17 protein-coding genes, 1 tRNA gene and 1 riboswitch are annotated in these 18896 nt (G+C 29.6%); of the genes, 7 read left to right on the forward strand and 11 right to left on the reverse strand.

Annotated features, from left to right (window positions below):
- Positions 1-19: 19 nt before the first annotated feature.
- Complete coding sequence (locus tag ABID14_RS03250) at positions 20-625, reverse strand: ECF transporter S component (RefSeq protein WP_354367087.1); 606 nt, start codon at positions 623-625, stop codon at positions 20-22.
- A 50-nt stretch (positions 626-675) separates the two neighbouring features.
- Positions 676-788: riboswitch (FMN riboswitch) on the reverse strand.
- A gap of 54 nt (positions 789-842) precedes the next feature.
- On the reverse strand, positions 843-2225 hold the full coding sequence (locus tag ABID14_RS03255) for a L,D-transpeptidase family protein (protein ID WP_354367090.1): 1383 nt from the start codon (positions 2223-2225) through the stop codon (positions 843-845).
- Positions 2226-2451: 226 nt separating this feature from the next.
- Here ABID14_RS03255 and ABID14_RS03260 point away from each other — a divergent pair.
- A tRNA-Leu gene (locus ABID14_RS03260) sits at positions 2452-2535 on the forward strand.
- A 240-nt stretch (positions 2536-2775) separates the two neighbouring features.
- Positions 2776-3177: a hypothetical protein gene (locus ABID14_RS03265; RefSeq protein ID WP_354367092.1), complete on the forward strand. Its 402-nt coding sequence runs from the start codon at positions 2776-2778 to the stop codon at positions 3175-3177.
- Positions 3178-3281: 104 nt separating this feature from the next.
- Here the strand turns inward: ABID14_RS03265 and ABID14_RS03270 are convergent, their stop codons facing one another.
- Complete coding sequence (locus ABID14_RS03270) at positions 3282-3791, reverse strand: adenine phosphoribosyltransferase (protein ID WP_354367094.1); 510 nt, start codon at positions 3789-3791, stop codon at positions 3282-3284.
- 108 nt (positions 3792-3899) lie between these two features.
- On the opposite strand from ABID14_RS03270, the gene nhaC reads away from it, so the two are divergent.
- Together nhaC and ABID14_RS03280 are read left to right on the forward strand one after the other, a co-directional pair.
- Entirely contained in the window at positions 3900-5336 is a 1437-nt protein-coding gene (nhaC, locus tag ABID14_RS03275; protein ID WP_354367096.1) for a Na+/H+ antiporter NhaC, read from the forward strand.
- A gap of 58 nt (positions 5337-5394) precedes the next feature.
- The gene (locus tag ABID14_RS03280; protein WP_354367098.1) at positions 5395-6147 is read left to right on the forward strand and encodes a formate/nitrite transporter family protein; all 753 of its coding nucleotides are present in this window, start codon (positions 5395-5397) and stop codon (positions 6145-6147) included.
- A gap of 101 nt (positions 6148-6248) precedes the next feature.
- Here the strand turns inward: ABID14_RS03280 and ABID14_RS03285 are convergent, their stop codons facing one another.
- Both ABID14_RS03285 and ABID14_RS03290 read right to left on the reverse strand, forming a co-directional pair.
- Entirely contained in the window at positions 6249-6665 is a 417-nt protein-coding gene (locus ABID14_RS03285) for a PaaI family thioesterase (protein ID WP_354367100.1), read from the reverse strand.
- A 10-nt stretch (positions 6666-6675) separates the two neighbouring features.
- Positions 6676-7713, reverse strand: coding sequence for a DNA polymerase IV (locus ABID14_RS03290; RefSeq protein WP_354367102.1), 1038 nt, complete (start codon positions 7711-7713; stop codon positions 6676-6678).
- Positions 7714-7913: 200 nt separating this feature from the next.
- Between ABID14_RS03290 and ABID14_RS03295 the strand changes: the two genes are divergently transcribed.
- The gene (locus ABID14_RS03295) at positions 7914-9011 is read left to right on the forward strand and encodes a DUF3048 domain-containing protein (RefSeq protein WP_354367104.1); all 1098 of its coding nucleotides are present in this window, start codon (positions 7914-7916) and stop codon (positions 9009-9011) included.
- A gap of 162 nt (positions 9012-9173) precedes the next feature.
- On the forward strand, positions 9174-9794 hold the full coding sequence (locus tag ABID14_RS03300) for an HAD family hydrolase (protein ID WP_354367106.1): 621 nt from the start codon (positions 9174-9176) through the stop codon (positions 9792-9794).
- 14 nt (positions 9795-9808) lie between these two features.
- Here the strand turns inward: ABID14_RS03300 and ABID14_RS03305 are convergent, their stop codons facing one another.
- The 5 genes from ABID14_RS03305 to ABID14_RS03325 all read right to left on the reverse strand — a co-directional run bounded on the left by ABID14_RS03305 (position 9809) and on the right by ABID14_RS03325 (position 15790).
- A complete protein-coding gene (locus ABID14_RS03305; RefSeq protein WP_354367108.1) occupies positions 9809-11590 on the reverse strand; it encodes a thioredoxin domain-containing protein in 1782 nt (593 codons plus the stop codon).
- Complete coding sequence (locus ABID14_RS03310; protein WP_354367110.1) at positions 11587-12519, reverse strand: NAD(P)/FAD-dependent oxidoreductase; 933 nt, start codon at positions 12517-12519, stop codon at positions 11587-11589. Before ABID14_RS03310 ends, ABID14_RS03305 begins: the two co-directional genes overlap by 4 nt.
- 9 nt (positions 12520-12528) lie before the next feature.
- Positions 12529-13134, reverse strand: coding sequence for a histidine phosphatase family protein (locus ABID14_RS03315; RefSeq protein WP_354367112.1), 606 nt, complete (start codon positions 13132-13134; stop codon positions 12529-12531).
- The gene (locus ABID14_RS03320; protein ID WP_354367114.1) at positions 13131-14741 is read right to left on the reverse strand and encodes a MutS-related protein; all 1611 of its coding nucleotides are present in this window, start codon (positions 14739-14741) and stop codon (positions 13131-13133) included. Before ABID14_RS03320 ends, ABID14_RS03315 begins: the two co-directional genes overlap by 4 nt.
- Before the next feature lie 107 nt (positions 14742-14848).
- Entirely contained in the window at positions 14849-15790 is a 942-nt protein-coding gene (locus tag ABID14_RS03325) for a D-2-hydroxyacid dehydrogenase (protein ID WP_354367116.1), read from the reverse strand.
- 698 nt (positions 15791-16488) lie between these two features.
- Between ABID14_RS03325 and ABID14_RS03330 the strand changes: the two genes are divergently transcribed.
- Positions 16489-16824 (forward strand): hypothetical protein, encoded by a 336-nt coding sequence (locus tag ABID14_RS03330; protein ID WP_354367117.1) that lies wholly within the window; start codon positions 16489-16491, stop codon positions 16822-16824.
- A gap of 548 nt (positions 16825-17372) precedes the next feature.
- Here ABID14_RS03330 and ABID14_RS03335 read toward each other — a convergent pair.
- The gene (locus ABID14_RS03335) at positions 17373-18743 is read right to left on the reverse strand and encodes an MATE family efflux transporter (RefSeq protein WP_354367119.1); all 1371 of its coding nucleotides are present in this window, start codon (positions 18741-18743) and stop codon (positions 17373-17375) included.
- Positions 18744-18896 lie beyond the last annotated feature (153 nt).

Here is an 18896-nt window from a genome sequence, read left to right on the forward strand (position 1 = left end):
TAAAATAATAATATTTTAATTAATTTTTAAAAAGCGGACTTACTTTTTTATATACTAACATCATAACAGCCGATGTTGTAAAACCTTTAATCAAATTAAAAGGCAATACAGAATATAACATCATTGATAATAAATCATGAATCCTAGGTGTAATAGCATTTCCCATATCAATGATTACTTGCATAGGCATAACTTTTGAGTATAGTGGAAATACAACAAAATAATTTGAAAGCATTGCTACAGTTGTCATAGATATTACCCCTACAGTCAGTGCATATATAGCCCCTTTATAAGTTCTATGTCTCTTATAAATTAAACTAGAAGTAGATGCAAAGGTTGCAGAAATAATAAAATTAGAAAGCTCTCCTATACCTGCTGTCATTGTTCCCTTAAAAATTAAAGCCAATACATTTTTTAGACCAGCAATCAAAATTCCATAAACTGGCCCCAATGTGAATGCCCCGACAAGAACTGGCAAATCAGATATGTCAAGCTCCATAAAACTCGGCGCTACAAAAGTAAGTGGCACTTGAAAATACATAAGTATAAATGCTATTACCGCAAGCATTGATACTTTAGTGATTTCTCTCGAACTACAAAAAGATTTTGTATTTACTTTATTCATTTTACCTCCAATTGGGGCAATAAAAAACCCCGAATCTTCGGGGTCAAAGATTAAATCATTCTATCATCCAGACTTTACTGTCGGTATTGGAGTTTCACCAATTCAGCTTGCGCTCGCGGACTTTACCGCCGGTTGGGAATTGCACCCTACCCTGAAGATTTAATAAATATTTTATTAACTTAATTTAATTATACCATTTGTCAAAAATATTACAAGTCTAACTAATTTTTTGAGTACTAGAATCATATACAACTACTGGCATTCCATTAAAAGTATTTTCAAAAAGTCGTGGCATATCTTTTGGCGGAATATTTATACAACCATGAGAACCATTGGTTCTATAATTAGATCCACCAAAACTACTCCTCCATGTAGCATCATGAAGACCAATTCCTCGCCAGTTTATTGGAAGCCAATAGCTAACCTTTGAACGATAATTCTCACCTGTTAAATATCTATCTTTCTCACGAGACCATATTTTGTCAGTTCCTGTTGGCGTAGAATTACCTCTGTTGGGATTTCCAGTGACAATATTTGTTTTTAAAATCATCTGGCCATCTTTATAAAACCAAAGCATTTGTCTAGCTAAATCTACTTCAATATAAGAATTTCCCAAATCATTTTCTGCTCTGCTATTTGCTGTCAACTTGTAGACGGGAGTGAGTTCTTTATCCTCACCTGTTGCTAAAATATTTGCAAGCTCTTCCTTAGTCTTTTCAATATCAGTTAACCAGCCATATATACCACCATTTACACGAACTTTTCCTATATCAGTAGCATTAAACTCACGAGTACCCTTAAATGTGTCATATTTGCCAGCAAGTGTTTTTACAAAACTATCTATTTTTTCATCATCTGGCACCAAAGTTCCATTTTCTGATTTAGAAAATAAAGCAATCATTTTTTGACCAGTAATTTCTTCTTTTCTATCTTCAAAATTATAAACAATTTTTCTGTCATAAACATCTTCATAAGATTTTAACTGATTTTTTAAATAGTCACTATCAGAAGTTATATTGGGGCTCAAATATAATTCCTGTTCTGCTAAATCAACAGTATCCTCACCTTTAGAGAATGTATCGATAATAGCTTTTTTTAATAAATCAACTCTTACAATATTGCCTTCAATTTCATCTACTATTTTGAAGTTGCCATTTTCAAAAACTACTTTTGCATCCTCTGGATAGACATTGCCATTTTTAACGGCTTTTAAATTTTGAATTTTAAGATCTAATAGATTATCATCTAAATCAACAGAATGTTTTAAATCAAAATCTTTTTCTATTAAAGATGCAATAGGCCAATAAAAAGGTATTTGATGAATATCATCAACATCAATGAGCCTATCATCATATTTAATATCTGTTGAAGAAATATATTCGTCCTCTTTTACATCTTTAGCTTTAATAAAAACTTTTAAGTCCTTAGAAAGTTCCTCATAATTTTTTTCAAGTTCCGAAATTTTTGTCAAACCAAAATCAATGCCATTGATATAGGTTTTTGGCATAAATCTATCACTAAATAGATATACCCCTGCAATATATACTGATAGTATAAAAAATAAAATCATAAAAATAAATATTTTAAAGCTCTTTTTCATATTTCCTCCGAAAGTATATTATACTCCAAATAGATAAATATTATAGCATTTTTATAAAAAAATACTTGAACAATTTAAAAATATTTGTTATACTTTAAAAGTTGTAAAAAGAGATAACTGAATTTAAACTCTCTTTACAAAATATATATATTTTAAAAAAATTGTAAAAAATCTATTGACAATAAATAAATAAAACTATATAATATATCTTGTTGTTAAACTTCATGCGGGAGTGGCGGAATTGGCAGACGCGCTAGACTTAGGATCTAGTTCCATTGGAGTGGGGGTTCAAGTCCTCTTTCCCGCACCATTTATAAAGTCCATTTAGGGCTTTATTTTTTTACAAATTTTAAATAATATAAAACAAGTATAGTATATTATACCCAATTATTTTTTAAATGCTACTAATTGCTTTAATTAAATTTAATCATTTATTTCACAAATACAGTCATACCAAAATAATTTAATTTAATTTTTATAATCCATAATTTCTTCTCATTTTTTTTATTTCTGTTATAATAGTAATATATTTTAGAAATGGGATGATATCTTGAATTTTAAAGATAAAATTAGGAATTTTATGATTGGCAGAAATGGTCACGATTCCTTGAATACTTTCATATATGCACTTATTCTAGTGCTACTTATTGTCAATATTTTTGTCAAAAATAGTATTTTGTCAACTGTAGCTATTATTCTTTTAATATATAGTTATTATAGATTATTATCAAAAGATATAGTGAGTCGCAGTGCTGAGAATAAAAAGTTTCTAGACACTATAAATCCTTTATTAAAAAAGTTTAATTTTTCTAAAAATGCTTTCAAGAACAGGAAGGAATATAAATACTTCACTTGCCCAAAATGCAATCTCGCTATGAAAGCACCTCGTGGCAAGGGCAAATTATTGATTACTTGCAAAAAATGTGGTGAAAAATTTCACATAAATAGCTAATGCTTAAATCTATTTAAAATTATATTTATATTATAATTAAAAATATTCCGTTCATAATTTAACTTATATAAGATTTAAAAACTCTTTAGGCCTCTAAAGAGTTTTTAATATTTTATTATACTTTTCACATCAATTCCATCGAGCATTTTTCGACCTTTTAAGTCAACAAGTTCTATTAAAAACACAAGTGAATCTACTTTTCCACCTAGTTTTTCAATTAGTCCAACACACGCTTTTGCAGTTCCACCTGTGGCGAGCAAATCATCAACTATTACTACTCTTTCACCTTTGTTTATTGCGTCAGTGTGCATTTCGACAGAGTCACTGCCATACTCTAAATCATAGCTTTCTGAAATTTTATCAGATGGTAGTTTCCCAGGCTTTCTCACTGGAACAAATCCTTTATTTAATTTATACGCAAGAGCAGAACCAAATATAAAACCACGTGCCTCCACACCAATTATTTTATCTACATTCTCATTTATTTCTGCAGCCATCTCATCAATTGCTTCACTAAATGCATCCGAATCTTTTAATAAAGTTGTGATATCTCTAAATACTATTCCCTCTTGGGGATAATCGTAAATACTTCTAATACTTTTTTCTAAATTCATATACAACCTCCAGCTTTTTTTATTATATCATACTGACATAGTAATTTATTGTACTCTTTTATATTTTTTATTTTAATGGTATAATTGGTTAATTATATTTTTAAAGAGATGATGAAGATGAATGTTAATGAGAAGAAAAAAGTTGAACAAAAAAAAGTTAGAAAAGCAAATTTTATTGAGGCATTAATTGTATTTATTGTCTTAATTGCTGTAATGTTTATTTCGATAATAGTTTTTGAACAAGATCCACATATTCCTATGTTAATTGGCGTTGTTGCCGCTGCACTTATGGCTCTTAAAATTGGGTATTCATGGAGTTTTATAGAAAAGTCCATGATTGGAGGTATATCACAAGCCATGCAATCTATAATAATTCTTGCAATTATAGGTGTACTTGTTGGTGTATGGATACTTTCCGGAGTAGTACCTACAATGATTTATTATGGCCTTATGATTATTAAACCTTCTATATTTTTAGTGGCGACTGTAATTATAACATCAATAACATCTATTGCTACTGGAACATCTTGGGGAACAGCAGGAACAATGGGTATTGCACTTATGGGTATTGCAAAAGGGCTTGGTATACCAGCCCCTATAACTGCTGGAGCAGTATTATCTGGTGCATACTTTGGTGACAAAATGAGCCCTCTTTCTGATACGACAAATCTAGCACCTGCTATGGCGGGCACTGATGTATTTACTCATGTAAAATCTATGGCAAAACCTACAATTATTGCTTATGCTATTACACTTGTAATTTTTGGCTATTATTCTTATAAATTTAAAGCACAGTCTAGCGATTTAACTAAAGTAGCTGAAATTATGACAGGTTTGCAAGATAATTTTTATATTTCCCCATTACTTTTATTGCCACCGTTAATAGTTATATTATCAATTGCTAAAAGAACTCCTGCAATTCCAGGTATAAGTCTTGGGATTATTGCAGCAGCTATTTTGTCTCCTATTTTTCAACAGTCAAATTTTGGTGAAATTCTACACGCTGCTTTAGAAGGTTATGATTCCAACACCGGTATTTCTGCAATTGATGAGCTTCTAACTACTGGCGGTTTAAACAACATGATGTCTTCTATTTCACTTACGCTTATTGCCATGATGTTTGGAGGAATAGCAGAAAGCACTGGAATACTAGAAGCCATTGTAGAAAAAATTGTCCACAAAATAAAATCAAAAGTCGGTATTGTTGCCACTACCATCGTAACTTGTTTTGTATCAAATGCAACAATGCCCGAACAATATATCTCAATTGTAGTTCCAGGTAGAATGTTTAAACAAGAATATAAAAGTAGAGGAATACATCCAAAGCTTCTTTCTTCTTCTTTGGAATCTGGAGGGACAGTTACTTCTGCAATGATTCCTTGGAATACATGTGGTGCTTACATGACACAAGTTCTTGGTGTTAGCACAACAGCATACCTCCCTTTCTTATATTTTAATCTTTTGATGCCAGTGATACAAATTATAATTACTGCAATTGATAGCGATAAGTTAAATATAGAAAATGACCCTGACACCGCTTTTTGACTTTTAATAATATGCTTTCTCATGTATAATTGAGGAGGAATTATTAAAGAGGTGTTATATGTATAAAGAAATTATTGAAAAGCTGACATGTGCGAGTGTAACTAAAAAGAATTTGCTAGAAAAGTCTATCTTTAGATATTTAGTTGCTGCTGCTCTTGCCGGCTTTTTTATTGGAATGGGAATACTTATCATGGCGCAGTCAATTTTGATTTTTAAAGATATTAGTTTTCCTATTGTAAAATTTGTAAATGGTTTTGTATTCTCCCTTGCATTATCTTATGTGATATTTGCAGGAGGAGAGCTGTTTACTGGTAATGTCCTTGTAATGAGCATGGCCGGCTTTAATAAAAGAATTGATGTAAATTCGCTGCTTAAAGTATTCATTTTTTCCTATGTAGGAAATTTATTGGGTGCTTTTGTCATCTCAATTCTTTATTCTAGTACCAACATCAATAGCGACTTGCAATCTATTATAATATCAATGGCAGAAGCCAAAATAAATCAAGATTTTATAACATTATTATTTAAAGGTATTATGTGCAATATTTTAGTTTGTTTAGCAGTATTGATTTGTAACAGAAATATTCAAGATATTGCAAAACTTATCATGATATTTTGGTGTATTTTTCCTTTTGTTGCATTGGGCTTTGAACATAGTGTAGCTAACATGACTTGCTTTACTCTTGCAAAGATTTTTAATCCATCAATTAATATTATGAGTATCTCAAATAATTTAATACCTGTCACTATTGGAAATATTATAGGCGGCTTATTAGTCAGCTTAACATATTACACAATTGGTAGAGAATAAAAAAAATCGAATTTGTCCTGTACTTCTATTTGAAAATATAAGGCACAAATTCGTTTTTTATTTTTTTATATTATAAATTTATAATAATAATTTATTTAAAATTAATCTTTCAATTTTCTCAATTTATCGCCTTTGTTAAACATAGTAAAAGTTCCATGAGCAATAAATTTTTCATCTTCATTATAGACTTTCACATCTATAATATTCGTAGTCCTTCCCGAATGCAAAATTTCTGTTTTTGTATAAAGTTTTTCTCCTTCTTTTGAGGCAGAAATGAAATTAATACTCGAGTCCAGGGTTACTGATATTTTATCTTTTAGTACTAACAAAAATCCACTGGCACTATCCATAAGCGAATATAGAGCCCCTCCATGTACAACACCTATAGCATTAATATGCTGAGCTGCTGGTGTCATTTCAATGACTAAATTATCACCATTATAGCTATGCACTTTAAAATTATTTGCAACTGCATAGTCGTCTTTTTCTATTCTTTCAATTAATTCTTCCCTATTCATACATTTACTCCTATTTTAAAAAATTAAGCTGTCTGATATTTATATTTTCAAACTTAGAAACTGTAAGTCCTATTAACCTAATTTTTTCACCAGTATAAGTTTCATCAAATATCTCAATACCCTTATTGTATATATCACAAGCATCGTAAATTGGACTTAAATAAGTTTTTGATCTGGTCTTTGTCTTAAAATTTTCATTTTTTAATTTTAGAGTTAAAGTATAGCCTGATATTTCTTTATAAATCAAATCCTCAGAAATTTCTTCAGAAAAATCTTTTAAATAATTCTTCAAAATATCACGAGAGCTTGTAATTTCAAAAGTGGTCTCTGTACCTAAACTTTTCCTAGTCACATTGGTTTCTACTTCTCTATTATCAATCCCCCTTATTCTGTCGTATATTTCCTCTCCCTTCTTTTTGAAAAGTTCTGTGAGAAAACTTTCGGGTAATTCATATAAATCACTTACCTTATTTATACCTAAACTCTTGAGTTTATTTTCAGATTTTCTGCCAATGCCGTGAACTTTATTTATATCCAAGGGCAATAATATATCTGGAATATTGTCTTTAGTAATAATTTTTATTCCGCAAGGTTTGTTCCAATCGCTGGCAAGCTTTGCCAAAAACTTATTATAACTAAGTCCTATACTTACAGTAAGTTTTGTCTTATCGAAGACTTCCTGTTGAAGCTTATAAATAATATCATTATTATAACCCAAACCAGTGATATCAAGATAACTTTCATCTATAGAAACTTTCTCTATTTTTGAAGAATAAGTTTTTAAAATATCAAAAACCTCTTTAGATTTTTCAAGATATCTTGGCCTTCTCATAGGTTTTATAATTAAATTGTCACATAAATTTTTTGCCATAAACATAGGCATAGCCGAATGTATATTATATTTTCTTGCCTCATAATTTGCAGTAGTGACTATACCATGATCACTCTTGCCGCCCACTACGACAGGTTTTCCTTTAATTGAAGGATCATCTATTTCTTCTACAGAGGCATAAAAAGCATCTATATCAACATGTAAAATAGTTCTCATTATATCACCATATATAAATAAATAATATTTAATAGTATTATATTAGCTAATTTTATCACAGAGGATAAAAAAACACTAGTTTGTTTTATGTAAACAATTTTTATATAAAAATTTAAATATGATTGATTTTTATTTTTGTAAATATTAAACTAAATAGTGGTAGTTAATTAAACTTTACAATAATTTACAAGGAGGATACTATGAAGTTTAAAAAAAGTTTTTTATACATATCAATTATATTCATAACAATCTCTTCACTTTTAGTAGCTTGTATAGACTCACAGAAGGGAAATGATACTAATTTAGCTGAGCAAAAATCAGAAAAAGAAGAGAAAAAAATCTATGCAAGTTTGACTGGAGAAGAAATACCAAAAGAAGAGTTAAATGAAAATAGAATTTTCGCTGTAATGCTTGATAATCACCCAGATGCCCAACCACAAGCAGGAATAAATGACACAGATATTCTATATGAATTTAAAGCAGAAGGTGAATTTACAAGATATTTAGGACTATTTAAATCCAAACTTCCAGATGCCAACATAGGCCCCGTTAGATCTGCTAGATCATATTTTGTGAGAGTCGCCAAAGAATATGATGCGATATATGCTCATTGGGGAGGCAGCCCTGAAGGGTATGCAGAAATCCCAAAAATTGGCGTAGATGATTTAGATGGAATTGCACTAGAAGGCATAAATTATTTTAGAAACAAAGATGTCAATAAAAAAAGACCTCATGATGGATACACTACTTTTAATGATTTGAAAAATGGAGCTGAAAAAAGAGGTTTTTCACTAAATTCAAATAATTCTTTCTGTCAGTTTGACCAAAGTGAAGATAAAGAAAAAATAAATTCCATAGAATCTATTGAATGTCCAAAGCTCACTTTAAATTTTTTCAAAACTTATATCGAAGAAATAAATTATCAACCAGAAACCGATGATTATACAATACTTAGAAATGGCGAAAAAATTATTGATGAAAACACTAAACTTGAATATAATCCTTCCAATATAATAATTCTGTTGGCTAATTCCAAAGTTACAGGGGCAAATGGTACACTTACAATTTATAATGTTGGAGAAGGCAATGGATATTTAATGACTCATGGAAAATTAGTTGAAATTAAATGGACCAAGGAAGATGAAACTGCAAAAACAAAATTTACATTAAAAGATGGCGGCGAGTTTTTCTTAAACCCAGGCAAAACTTTTATTGCAACAATTGACGACAATGAAAATTCAGTTGGTTATGAAAAACCTCAAACTGAATCAAATGGTGATGCAGAAATTAACAAATAATTCTAAAAGGGACTAAATTATCTAGTTCCTTTTTTAGTTTTAATTTTATATTTTTAATATCTAAAGTATTTGATACTATTATAAAAATCAAACCTCTTCCTTTTTTATATCATCAATCTTTGATATAATCACTAAGAAACTATTATTTACTGGAGAGATGAAATGAAAAAACAAGTTATACTTTATGATTTTGACAAAACTTTAATTGACAGCGAATCCATCATTCTATTGTGGAAATATGCCCTTCAAAAAAGAAGAATAAGTTATCTACAAATTCCTATAAAAGCTTTAAGTGGTTCTTTTGATTATCTTACTAAAAGAGATTTCAAATATGTAAAAAATTCTATGGTATCTGTCTTAAAATACTTATCAGAAAATGATTTGAGGGACTTTGTTTTGAATTATCTATATCCAAATCACTTTTATGTAGATGGAAAAAATGAATTCGCAAAACATGATAAAAATGCAATTAAAATTTTATGCTCTGCCTCTGCTACAAATTATCTAAAATATGTTGGAGAAATTTATGATTTCGACCACATTATCGGCACAAACTTGGACCATGAATTTAGAGTAGAGAGTGAAAATAATAAAAGAAAAGTTAAAGTAAATAATATTAAAGAATATCTAATCTTAAATAAATATGAGATTGATTACGAAAATTCTCGTGCTTATTCCGATTCTTTTAAGGACGACAGATATATGTTAGAGCTTGTGAAAAATAGATTCTTGATAAATTCAGATATTATAAAAAAAGGCTATGAAAATCTCACTTGGAGATAATCATAGCTTTATTTTTAAATTTCCAATAGATATGTTTCTATATTTTCCGCAATCCAATCATATGGCTTTTCTCCATAGAAAGAATAAACCTCATCTCCATTTTTGAAAAATACGGTTAAAGGCAATTGATAAATTTTATTGTCCTCTGCGAATTTTTTATTTTTATCGACATCCATATAATATGCAGAAATATTTTTAAATTCATTTTTAAGCATCGCTTCAATTACTTCCATCAGCGGCATACAGTGAGTACATCTTGCTGCTCCAAAAATACATATTGATAATTCTTTTTGCGAAATAATTTCTTTGAAGTTTTTACTATAAATGTTTTTAATGATACTTTGATTTTTCCTAATCATCTCTTTGTTTTCTGCTAAATCTGTCGGTGATTCTGACTCTTGAGAAAGCGGGTCAATGTCTTTTGATAAAACAGAGTTTCTAACATTTGTTGGTTCTATTGCTTTAAACTCTCCTGCACCTTTTAATCTATAATAAGACATGTCCTCTATCTCTTCTATATCATTTTCTTTCTCATCCACTCCAATATATTGATATGGATATCTGTAAACTCTATAAATCAAATTATTCCTTAGCATATTCTCGGTGTCTGTCCTATAAGGGCAAGTCCACTCCCAGACCACTTCTTTTTCTCTAGTTATTTCAATTGCCATACCTTCTGTAGCAAGAGTTATTAAAGTGTTTCCATTGGGAAGTCTTTGCAAATTACCTCCATAGGGCGAATAAAATTTATATCCATTTAATGGAATTGAATAACCAAAATCTCTTGGATCGACACTCCATATTTCACTTAAAGTAATGGGATTTATTTCTAAAATTCTAGAATAGTTTCTCACAAAGGGCAAAAGTCCCGTTGGTGAAGTAAGCGTTGGTGGTCCATATCCACAGCTGCCACCATTGTCAAAAATTAATAAATTCCCCTCCCCTAAAAGTCCTTTAGGTATAATACTTGCAAATGTGGAGCCTACAACAGGACCAATATTGTGAAAATCTGAAAAACTTGGCCCCAGTTTGTAGCAAATTCTAGATTTTTTCTTGTCAATTATTCCTATAATATTTGCAGCTCTTGCAGTAAATAAAATATTATCTGGGTGAAATCTAGTATCGCCTTGTTCATACCATTTATTTTCTCCAATAGTAGAAATTGAAGTTACATCTAAAAAATTACCCTTGGGTTTTTCTGTGATTCTAAGATTTGGATTTCTATATATTACATTCTTTGCTTCTTCCGAAAAACCAAGTTCATCAAAATGCTCACTAAAAGAAAATTTCCACAATATATTGCCTTCGTAATCAATTTCAAGAATTACATCATCTAGTAAGTCTTTGTCAGATATATCTGATTTAACTATTTCATCATGAACCAATAAAAGAGTATTTGGATTTTCAACATCTTTCTCGTTTGGATAAAAATATCCTACAGAATTTCCCTCTCTCTGGAAATCAGAATGAGCTTTCGCCATCCACTTTGGTGAATATCCTCTATCACTCATGTATTTAAAACCATCAAAATCAAATACAACTTCCCCATTTTTATTAAATTCTAATAAGTTTATACCATCACTTACTCCAAAATCTGAAGATCTGAAAGAAGAAATACTCATAATATTTCCATTTTTTAATAATTTTGCGGGCATGGGATTTACAGTATATCTATAAATTTCAGTACCATCCATTTTAGTTATTAATGCCCCATCTTTGGCTGTAGAAATTACATTTATACCATTGTAGCACTTATCTTTTTTGTATACTACTGTTCCTCTTGGATAAACTCTCATACACTACCTCTATTTCTAATATATCTTTCAGCAAATACAGTTGCAGTAGCGCCATCATTTGCCGCAGTAACAATTTGTCTAAGAGCTTTGTTTCTAACATCACCTGCTGCAAAAATTCCCGCAACAGATGTGCGCATAGTGTCGTCCGTTTTTATAAATCCATCTTCATCTAATTCTACGATATCTTTAACCAAATCTGTATTAGGACTCATTCCTGCAAATATAAAAACTCCATCAGATGAATGTGTGCTGTAGGTATTATCTTTTAAATTATATAATTCCAAACTTTCTACCTTGCCATCTCCATTAATTTTACTTAGCTTGGAATTCCATATAAAAGACACTTTCGGGTTTAATTTTATCTTTTGGACTTCTCTAGCATTTCCGTCAAATACATCTACATCATGCATTATTATCATGGTGATAGAATTAGTAAAATTAGATAGATAATCTGCCTCTTCTAGAGCTAAATCACCCGAACCCAAAATATGAATATCTTTATTTATAAAATAATCAGCATCGCAAGTAGCACAGTAACTAACTCCACTTCCTGTTAACTCACGTTCTCCTGGTACATCAATTACTTTTGACGAAGTTCCTGTTGCAATAATAATCGCTTTGGAATAATACACTTTTCTTCTTTTTGTAGTTACTTTAAAGATATCTCCATCTTTTTTGATGCTTTTAACAGTGCCATAAGTAAAATCATTGGTATCAAATGAAGCAGCATGCTTTCTAAATTCATCCACAATTTCTCTACCAGAACTTTCAACAAAACCAGGATAATTTATAACTTCGGCTGTATCGTTAATTCTACCTCCAAATGTAAATTCTTCTATCAAAAGAGTTTTTAAAAGAGCTCTACCAGCATAAATTGCAGCTGAAAGACCAGCAGGCCCTGCACCCACTATTATTAAATCATAATTCATAATATCACCTCAAATACTGTCCACAGGATTTTTTGGTGCTTTTTGTAAAATAGTAAACTTACCATTTTTATAACTAGCAATATTAAAAAATCCATTTCGCCTAACTCTATTAGTCCAAAAATTGTCAACAGATACATTCTCCATAATATTAAACATGCTAACTATAGTTACTCCGTGAGTTACCACCAAGATGGTATCTTTCTTTTCTGGATAAATTGCCTCCTCAAAAAATTTTTTAACTCTATTTTCTAAATCATAAATAGACTCTCCATCATCTCTTTTATAAGATGAGGGCGTTTCAAAATACATTTTGTGCAAATCCCTAAATTCTTCTTGAACTTGTGCTAATGTCTTACCTGACCAATTGCCCACATCAATCTCACGCAAGAGTTTAGTTTTTATTATTTCTTGGTCTGGGCAAATTAATTTACAAGTATCATAGGCTCTACCTAAATCAGATGAATAAACTTTGTCAAAGTGAATATCTTTACTCATCGCATGTAAATCTTTTGCCATTTGTATTCCATCTTCTGTAAGTGGAGAGTCAAGTTGTCCTTGAATGATACCTAGCTTATTCCACTTAGTTTCACCATGCCTAGTAAAGTAAATTTTCATTTTTCCTCCATAGTAATAGCGATATCTCGTGCTTTTTTTGTAATTGTATTTGGATATCTTAAATTCTCTAATATAGCTATAGCATTTCTTGTCCTTGCCGGTCCCTCTTTTAAAATATAATCAAAGTTTATATCTCCATCTATAATATGCTCTTCAAAATGCATATTTTTAAAATCATCTTCTAAAAGTACAGTTAGTTCAATATCATGTGTTGCAGCAATCACATAATTATTTTTAGAAAGAAATTCCAATGTAGCAGTAGCTGCAGAAATTCTGTCAATAGTATTTGTCCCTCTAAATATTTCATCTAATAGTATAAGTTTTTTCTCGTCATTTTTAATCATTTCACCAATAGCTTTCGATTCAGCCATAAAGTATGACAAGTTCTTAGTTATAGAATCAGAAATATCAATAGCTGAAGTAATTATTACAGGTTCTATTTCGAGACTTTCTCCAAAAAAAATACCAAAACTAAGTGCAAACACTGCATTGATTCCACAAGTTCTTAAATAAGTCGATTTACCAGAAGCATTTGAACCTGTTAGAAGAATTGATTTATTTAAGTTCAAATCATTTGGCACTGCACTTTTAAGAAGTGGATTATATAAATCTATACCCCTTATATTATCTGAAAAGATCGCATCTTTAGTATCATAAGCTTTTGAAATAGAAATTATTGCAATTTCGGCATCAATCTTTCCTAATAGATAATAGAGTTTTTTAATATCTTCTTTATAAATTTTAAAATACTTTTGAGAATTTGAATATTTTCTAGCTTCAGACAAGAACAATATATTTTTATAAGTTTCCGCAAAGTCAAGCTGAGGATTCCCAGTAAAATATCCAAAAGATCTTAGAGTACTTTTTAGGGGTTTAATTTCTTTTAAAATACTTCTTAGCTCAGATAATTCCTCTCCAAAAATTACATCATTTGATTTGGTCAACTTGTCAGCGACAAAAATAATATTTTTTATCTTTATCAACGCATTTAATTTCCCCAAAGTTTTTTTATTAAATTCTTTATAGATATATACATTAGTTGCAATTAATAAAAGTGACACTATTGCAGCCTTATTTTTAAGAAATATTATAGCCACGATTATATACAATAAAGTAAAAGAGAAAATCTTAGTAGCAATCTCTAGTCCTTTTTCTATTTCTACATCTTCTTCGATAAGTCCTAATACATTTTCTTTGAAATATCCCACATTAGAAAGAGCAAACTGTATATTTCTAATGTCTTTTTCTTTATCTTTATACATATTTCGCTTATTTTGCATCTCTTGTAAGATACTAGAATTTAGAATTAAATTTCTAATTCTATAATAAAAATATTCTATACCCATTTGAGATGCACAGTGGTTCATCTCTTTAATTATCTCATCTAAATTTAAATCATTATAAGTAATATCAGTTAAATTACCACCAAGTCTATTGTAAATTCCATCAATTGGCCCCTTAAATTTTTCAGAGTGAACTTTGCCAAAATTTTCTTTTATATGTAAATAAATTTCCCTTTCTCTTTTCTTTCTTTCAATGTAATCGTATCCAATAACAATTGCCGTGAACACAATAAATAAAATTATGGGAGTGTAATATTTTTCCATCTAAATCCTCCTAAGTAAAACATATAGTATATATTATACCCTAAATAATTATTACATTAAAGAAATTAAAAAAGGCTACCTAAAAGGCAGCCTCAAAGAAAAATAAATTATTTTCCAAAAATTTCATCTAAGTTGTTAAGAACAACATTTCCTATATCGTCTTGAGCATCGTGAGTTGAACCACCAATGTGTGGAGTTACATAAACTCTATCAAGTTCGAATAGAGGGTTATCTACAGGAACATCTTGAGTATCTAATCCACCGCTTCCTAGTTCATTAGAAAGTGTATCAAGGTTAGCTCCACCTAATTTACCATTTTTGATATATTCGTAAAGAGCTTCTTCGTTTACAATTCCACCACGAGCAGCATTTATAATGCAAGCTCCGTCTTTCATTTCTTCAAATTCTTTTGAAGAGAAAAGATCTTTAGTATCTGGTGTTAGTGGCATGTGTAGAGTGATAATGTCAGATTCTTTAACAATTTTGTCAAAGTCAACAAGTTCTACATAGTCAACTTTAATATCAGCTGGTGTAAGGAATGGGTCATAAGCAAGAACATCCATATGGAATACATGTGCTATTTCTGCAACTCTTCTTCCAATTGCTCCAAAACCACAGATTCCTAGAGTTTTATTTCTAAGTTCTCTACCAATCCATCTGTATTTGTTCCAGATTCCACCTTTAACTTCATTTTGTGCTTGAACAGAGTTTCTGTATAGGTCAAGCATTTTAGCGAAAACAAGTTCAGCTACTGCGTTTGCGTTTTGTCCTGGTGAGTTTTTAACAGGAATTCCTTTTTCTTTTGCATATTCAAGGTCAATGTGGTTAGTTCCAGTTGAACCAACAAAAATTGCTTTTAAATTTTTAGCAGCATCAAGAACTTCTTTGTTGATGAATGGGTCAACTCTCATGATTAAAATATCATAAGGTTCAATAATTTCAGCTAACTTTTCTGAAGTAGGAAGCATAACTTTATCATATTCAATGCCTCTTTCTTCTAATCCTTTGTCAATTAATTCTGACATATAATCTACAATTAACGCTTTCATAAAATCCTCCTCTATGTATTTCTTCTACGATTACATTTTAATAGATAAAAAAATGTTTTTCAAGATATATTACATCTAATTGACATGAAAATGATATTTTAATCAAAAGCATCTTGAAAAACACTATTTAGTTACTTTAAGTTAATACATTACATTTGTTTTTACAATATTAGTCATAACTTTTATTGATTTATATATTTTATAATTATTAATAAATAGTTTTACATAATTTTCATTTAATTTTCTGGAGGTGTAATATGTGCAAAAGTCTTTGAATTTGATTATGTGGCAATATCCTTCAAAGTCCAATATATTTTATAGAATTCTAATTCATAGCTTTATTATTTTTTTGACAATAGGTTGGGGATATTTTTTTTGATATTGAATTAAATATTACTTTTATAAAGGTTATACTTCTTATTTATACTTATATTAGTTTTTTATGTTTTGTTCCTACTCTGTTGACCATACTTCATCTTGAAAATGATAAAAGCAGATATTTATTTATTTTATATATATTATTTGGCTACGCTTTAGCCTTTGTAAGTATATTTATATTGATTTATTTAATAAAAAAAGATTTAGTATAAGATTTAAGGATTAAGTACTTACTCGATACACAAAAACCACCAGACCATAGCACAATAAACAGGTTTAGTCAGAAAATCGTAGAATTAACACCAAATATACTTAATCAAATGGTGCAGATTCTAATAGAAGAAAATCAAATAGATTTATCCAGTATCTACATAGATGGAACAAAGCTAGAATCTTATGCTAATAGGTATAGCTTTGTATGGAGAGGTAATATAGAAAAATTTCAAGAAAAGCTAAGAGTAAAAGCCATAAAACAATTAGGACTTAACGATAATTTGACCTCAGAAGAAGTCTTGGAAGCAGTAACCATCATTTTTAATGAAGTATCAAAAGAAGGAATATATATTTCAGAAACAGTCCAATACTATAGAGAAATATCCTTGAAAAATATAACATCACCAGAAGGGATAGAAGAAAGAATAAATAGGACAATCTAAGCAGAAGGAGCATTCTCTAAAATTAAAGATGCTTTATCATATAAAAGATTTAAACATAAAGGAAAATCGAAATAAACCTTTTAGCCATAGCATTGAACCTAAATAAATTAGAAACAAAAATAATAAAAAATAATTTAGAAATCATAAAATACAAAGCTGCTTAAGAAAAATTTTTTCAAAAGTATAGCTTTATTAAGTGCACCCATTTTTAAGAGAAAAGGGCTAAATTTATCTAAAGAATATTTTAAAACCAAAAAACAAAACAGCTAAACGTAAACACTTGATAAAAAAGGTGATGTACAGAGTAGAATCATCTATTCTGCAACATCACCTAATTAATTTAATATTTATCTAATAAACGGAAATTATCTATTAATAGTACTGTACTATTAATAGCATTTTATCCAATGTCTTGTTTTATACCATCTAAAGTATTTCAATTATTCATTTTAAATACTTTAGATACATTTTTTAGTCATGAAAAGTCTATTTACTTTTACAAAGACTCCATCTTTGATAAAATCATAAAATAATGCAGATACATTTATTTAACTATTCTTGATATTCTTTTTAAGACTTTTTATAACTCTATACCCCACGATAATTGTGATTATTGCAGTTATAAAATCTGCTGCCGGAGCGGAATATAAAAGCCCTTCTAATCCAAAAAAATGTGAAAATATATATGCGAAAGGAATAAGTAATATAACTTGTCTTAAAAGTGCAATGAGTATTCCTTTTTTAGCAAGTCCTATTGATGTCAAAAATCCCATAGTCACGGGCTGAATTCCAATTATGAAAACGAAGAATAAGAATATTCTAAAAAATTTAACTCCAAAATCATAATACAGTTCACTTCCTCCTCCAAATAGTTGCAAGATTTGTCGTGGAAATATTTGGAATATCAAGAATGAAATTACTGATACAATTAATGCTTTTTTTATTGCATCTAAATATACAGCTATCACTCTGTTATATTTTTTTGCACCATAGTTAAATGACGCAATTGGCTGTAATCCTTGGGATAGTCCAATATGAATTGAGAAAAATATCATATTGACTTTCATCACAATACCCACTGCCGCCAATGGAATATTTGCACCATATTCTGAAAGACTTCCATAATATCTATAAAAATTATTCATCACTACTTGCACAACAAGTATTGCCACTTGATTAAAACCACTTGCTGAACCTAGTTTTATAATATTTATAGCATAATCTGTGTTGAGTTCAAAAAATTGATTTTTAAGGTTTACTGATTTGAATCTATTTTTAAAATAATAAATAACCATTAGAGATGATATTACCTGACTAATAACCGTTGCAAGTGCAGCACCACTCATTCCCATATCAAATTTAAAAATAAAAATTGGATCTAGAATTATATTCGTAATTGCACCTACAACCATTGCATACATTGAATATTTAGGTGAGCCATCTGCTCTAATAAGGGTGGAGCCTACATTTACAAATATTAGAAATATAAATCCAATTGATGTAATAGATATATATTCAATTGCATACTCCATTAATTCTTCCGTTGCTCCAAAAGAAATCAAAAGTGGTTTCATAAATATTCTTGTGATAATTGTCAGTAGTACAGAAAGTGTTATGGCTAAAGTAATTCCATTTCTAATATAATGTTTGGCACGTTCATAGTTCTCTTCACCTAGTGATATATTAAAATTTGCTGCTGCACCTATTCCACAAGTAAGAGCAATGGCGATACATATCGTAGTAAGTGGGAAAGCTACATTTGTAGCAGCATTTCCAAGAATTCCAACAGAATTTCCTATAAAGATTTGATCTACTATATTATAAAATGCTGAAATAATCATTGCCAAAATACTTGGCACTGCAAATTTCATCAAAAGTTTTGATATGTTTTCTGTTCCTAAAATATTTTTTTCTTCCAATAATATTCACCTTTTCTAAATAAAGACAAATTTGTTTATTAATAATATCACTAAAAATTTGATAAAGTCCATATAATTGTGTAAAAAGAATAGGTCATTTGAAACCAAAACTGGTACAATGTTTTTAAGCAAAAAATAAAACAACCAGGAGGA

Source organism: Peptoniphilus olsenii, assembly GCF_040545475.1.
GTDB classification, from domain to species: domain Bacteria; phylum Bacillota; class Clostridia; order Tissierellales; family Peptoniphilaceae; genus Peptoniphilus_A; species Peptoniphilus_A olsenii.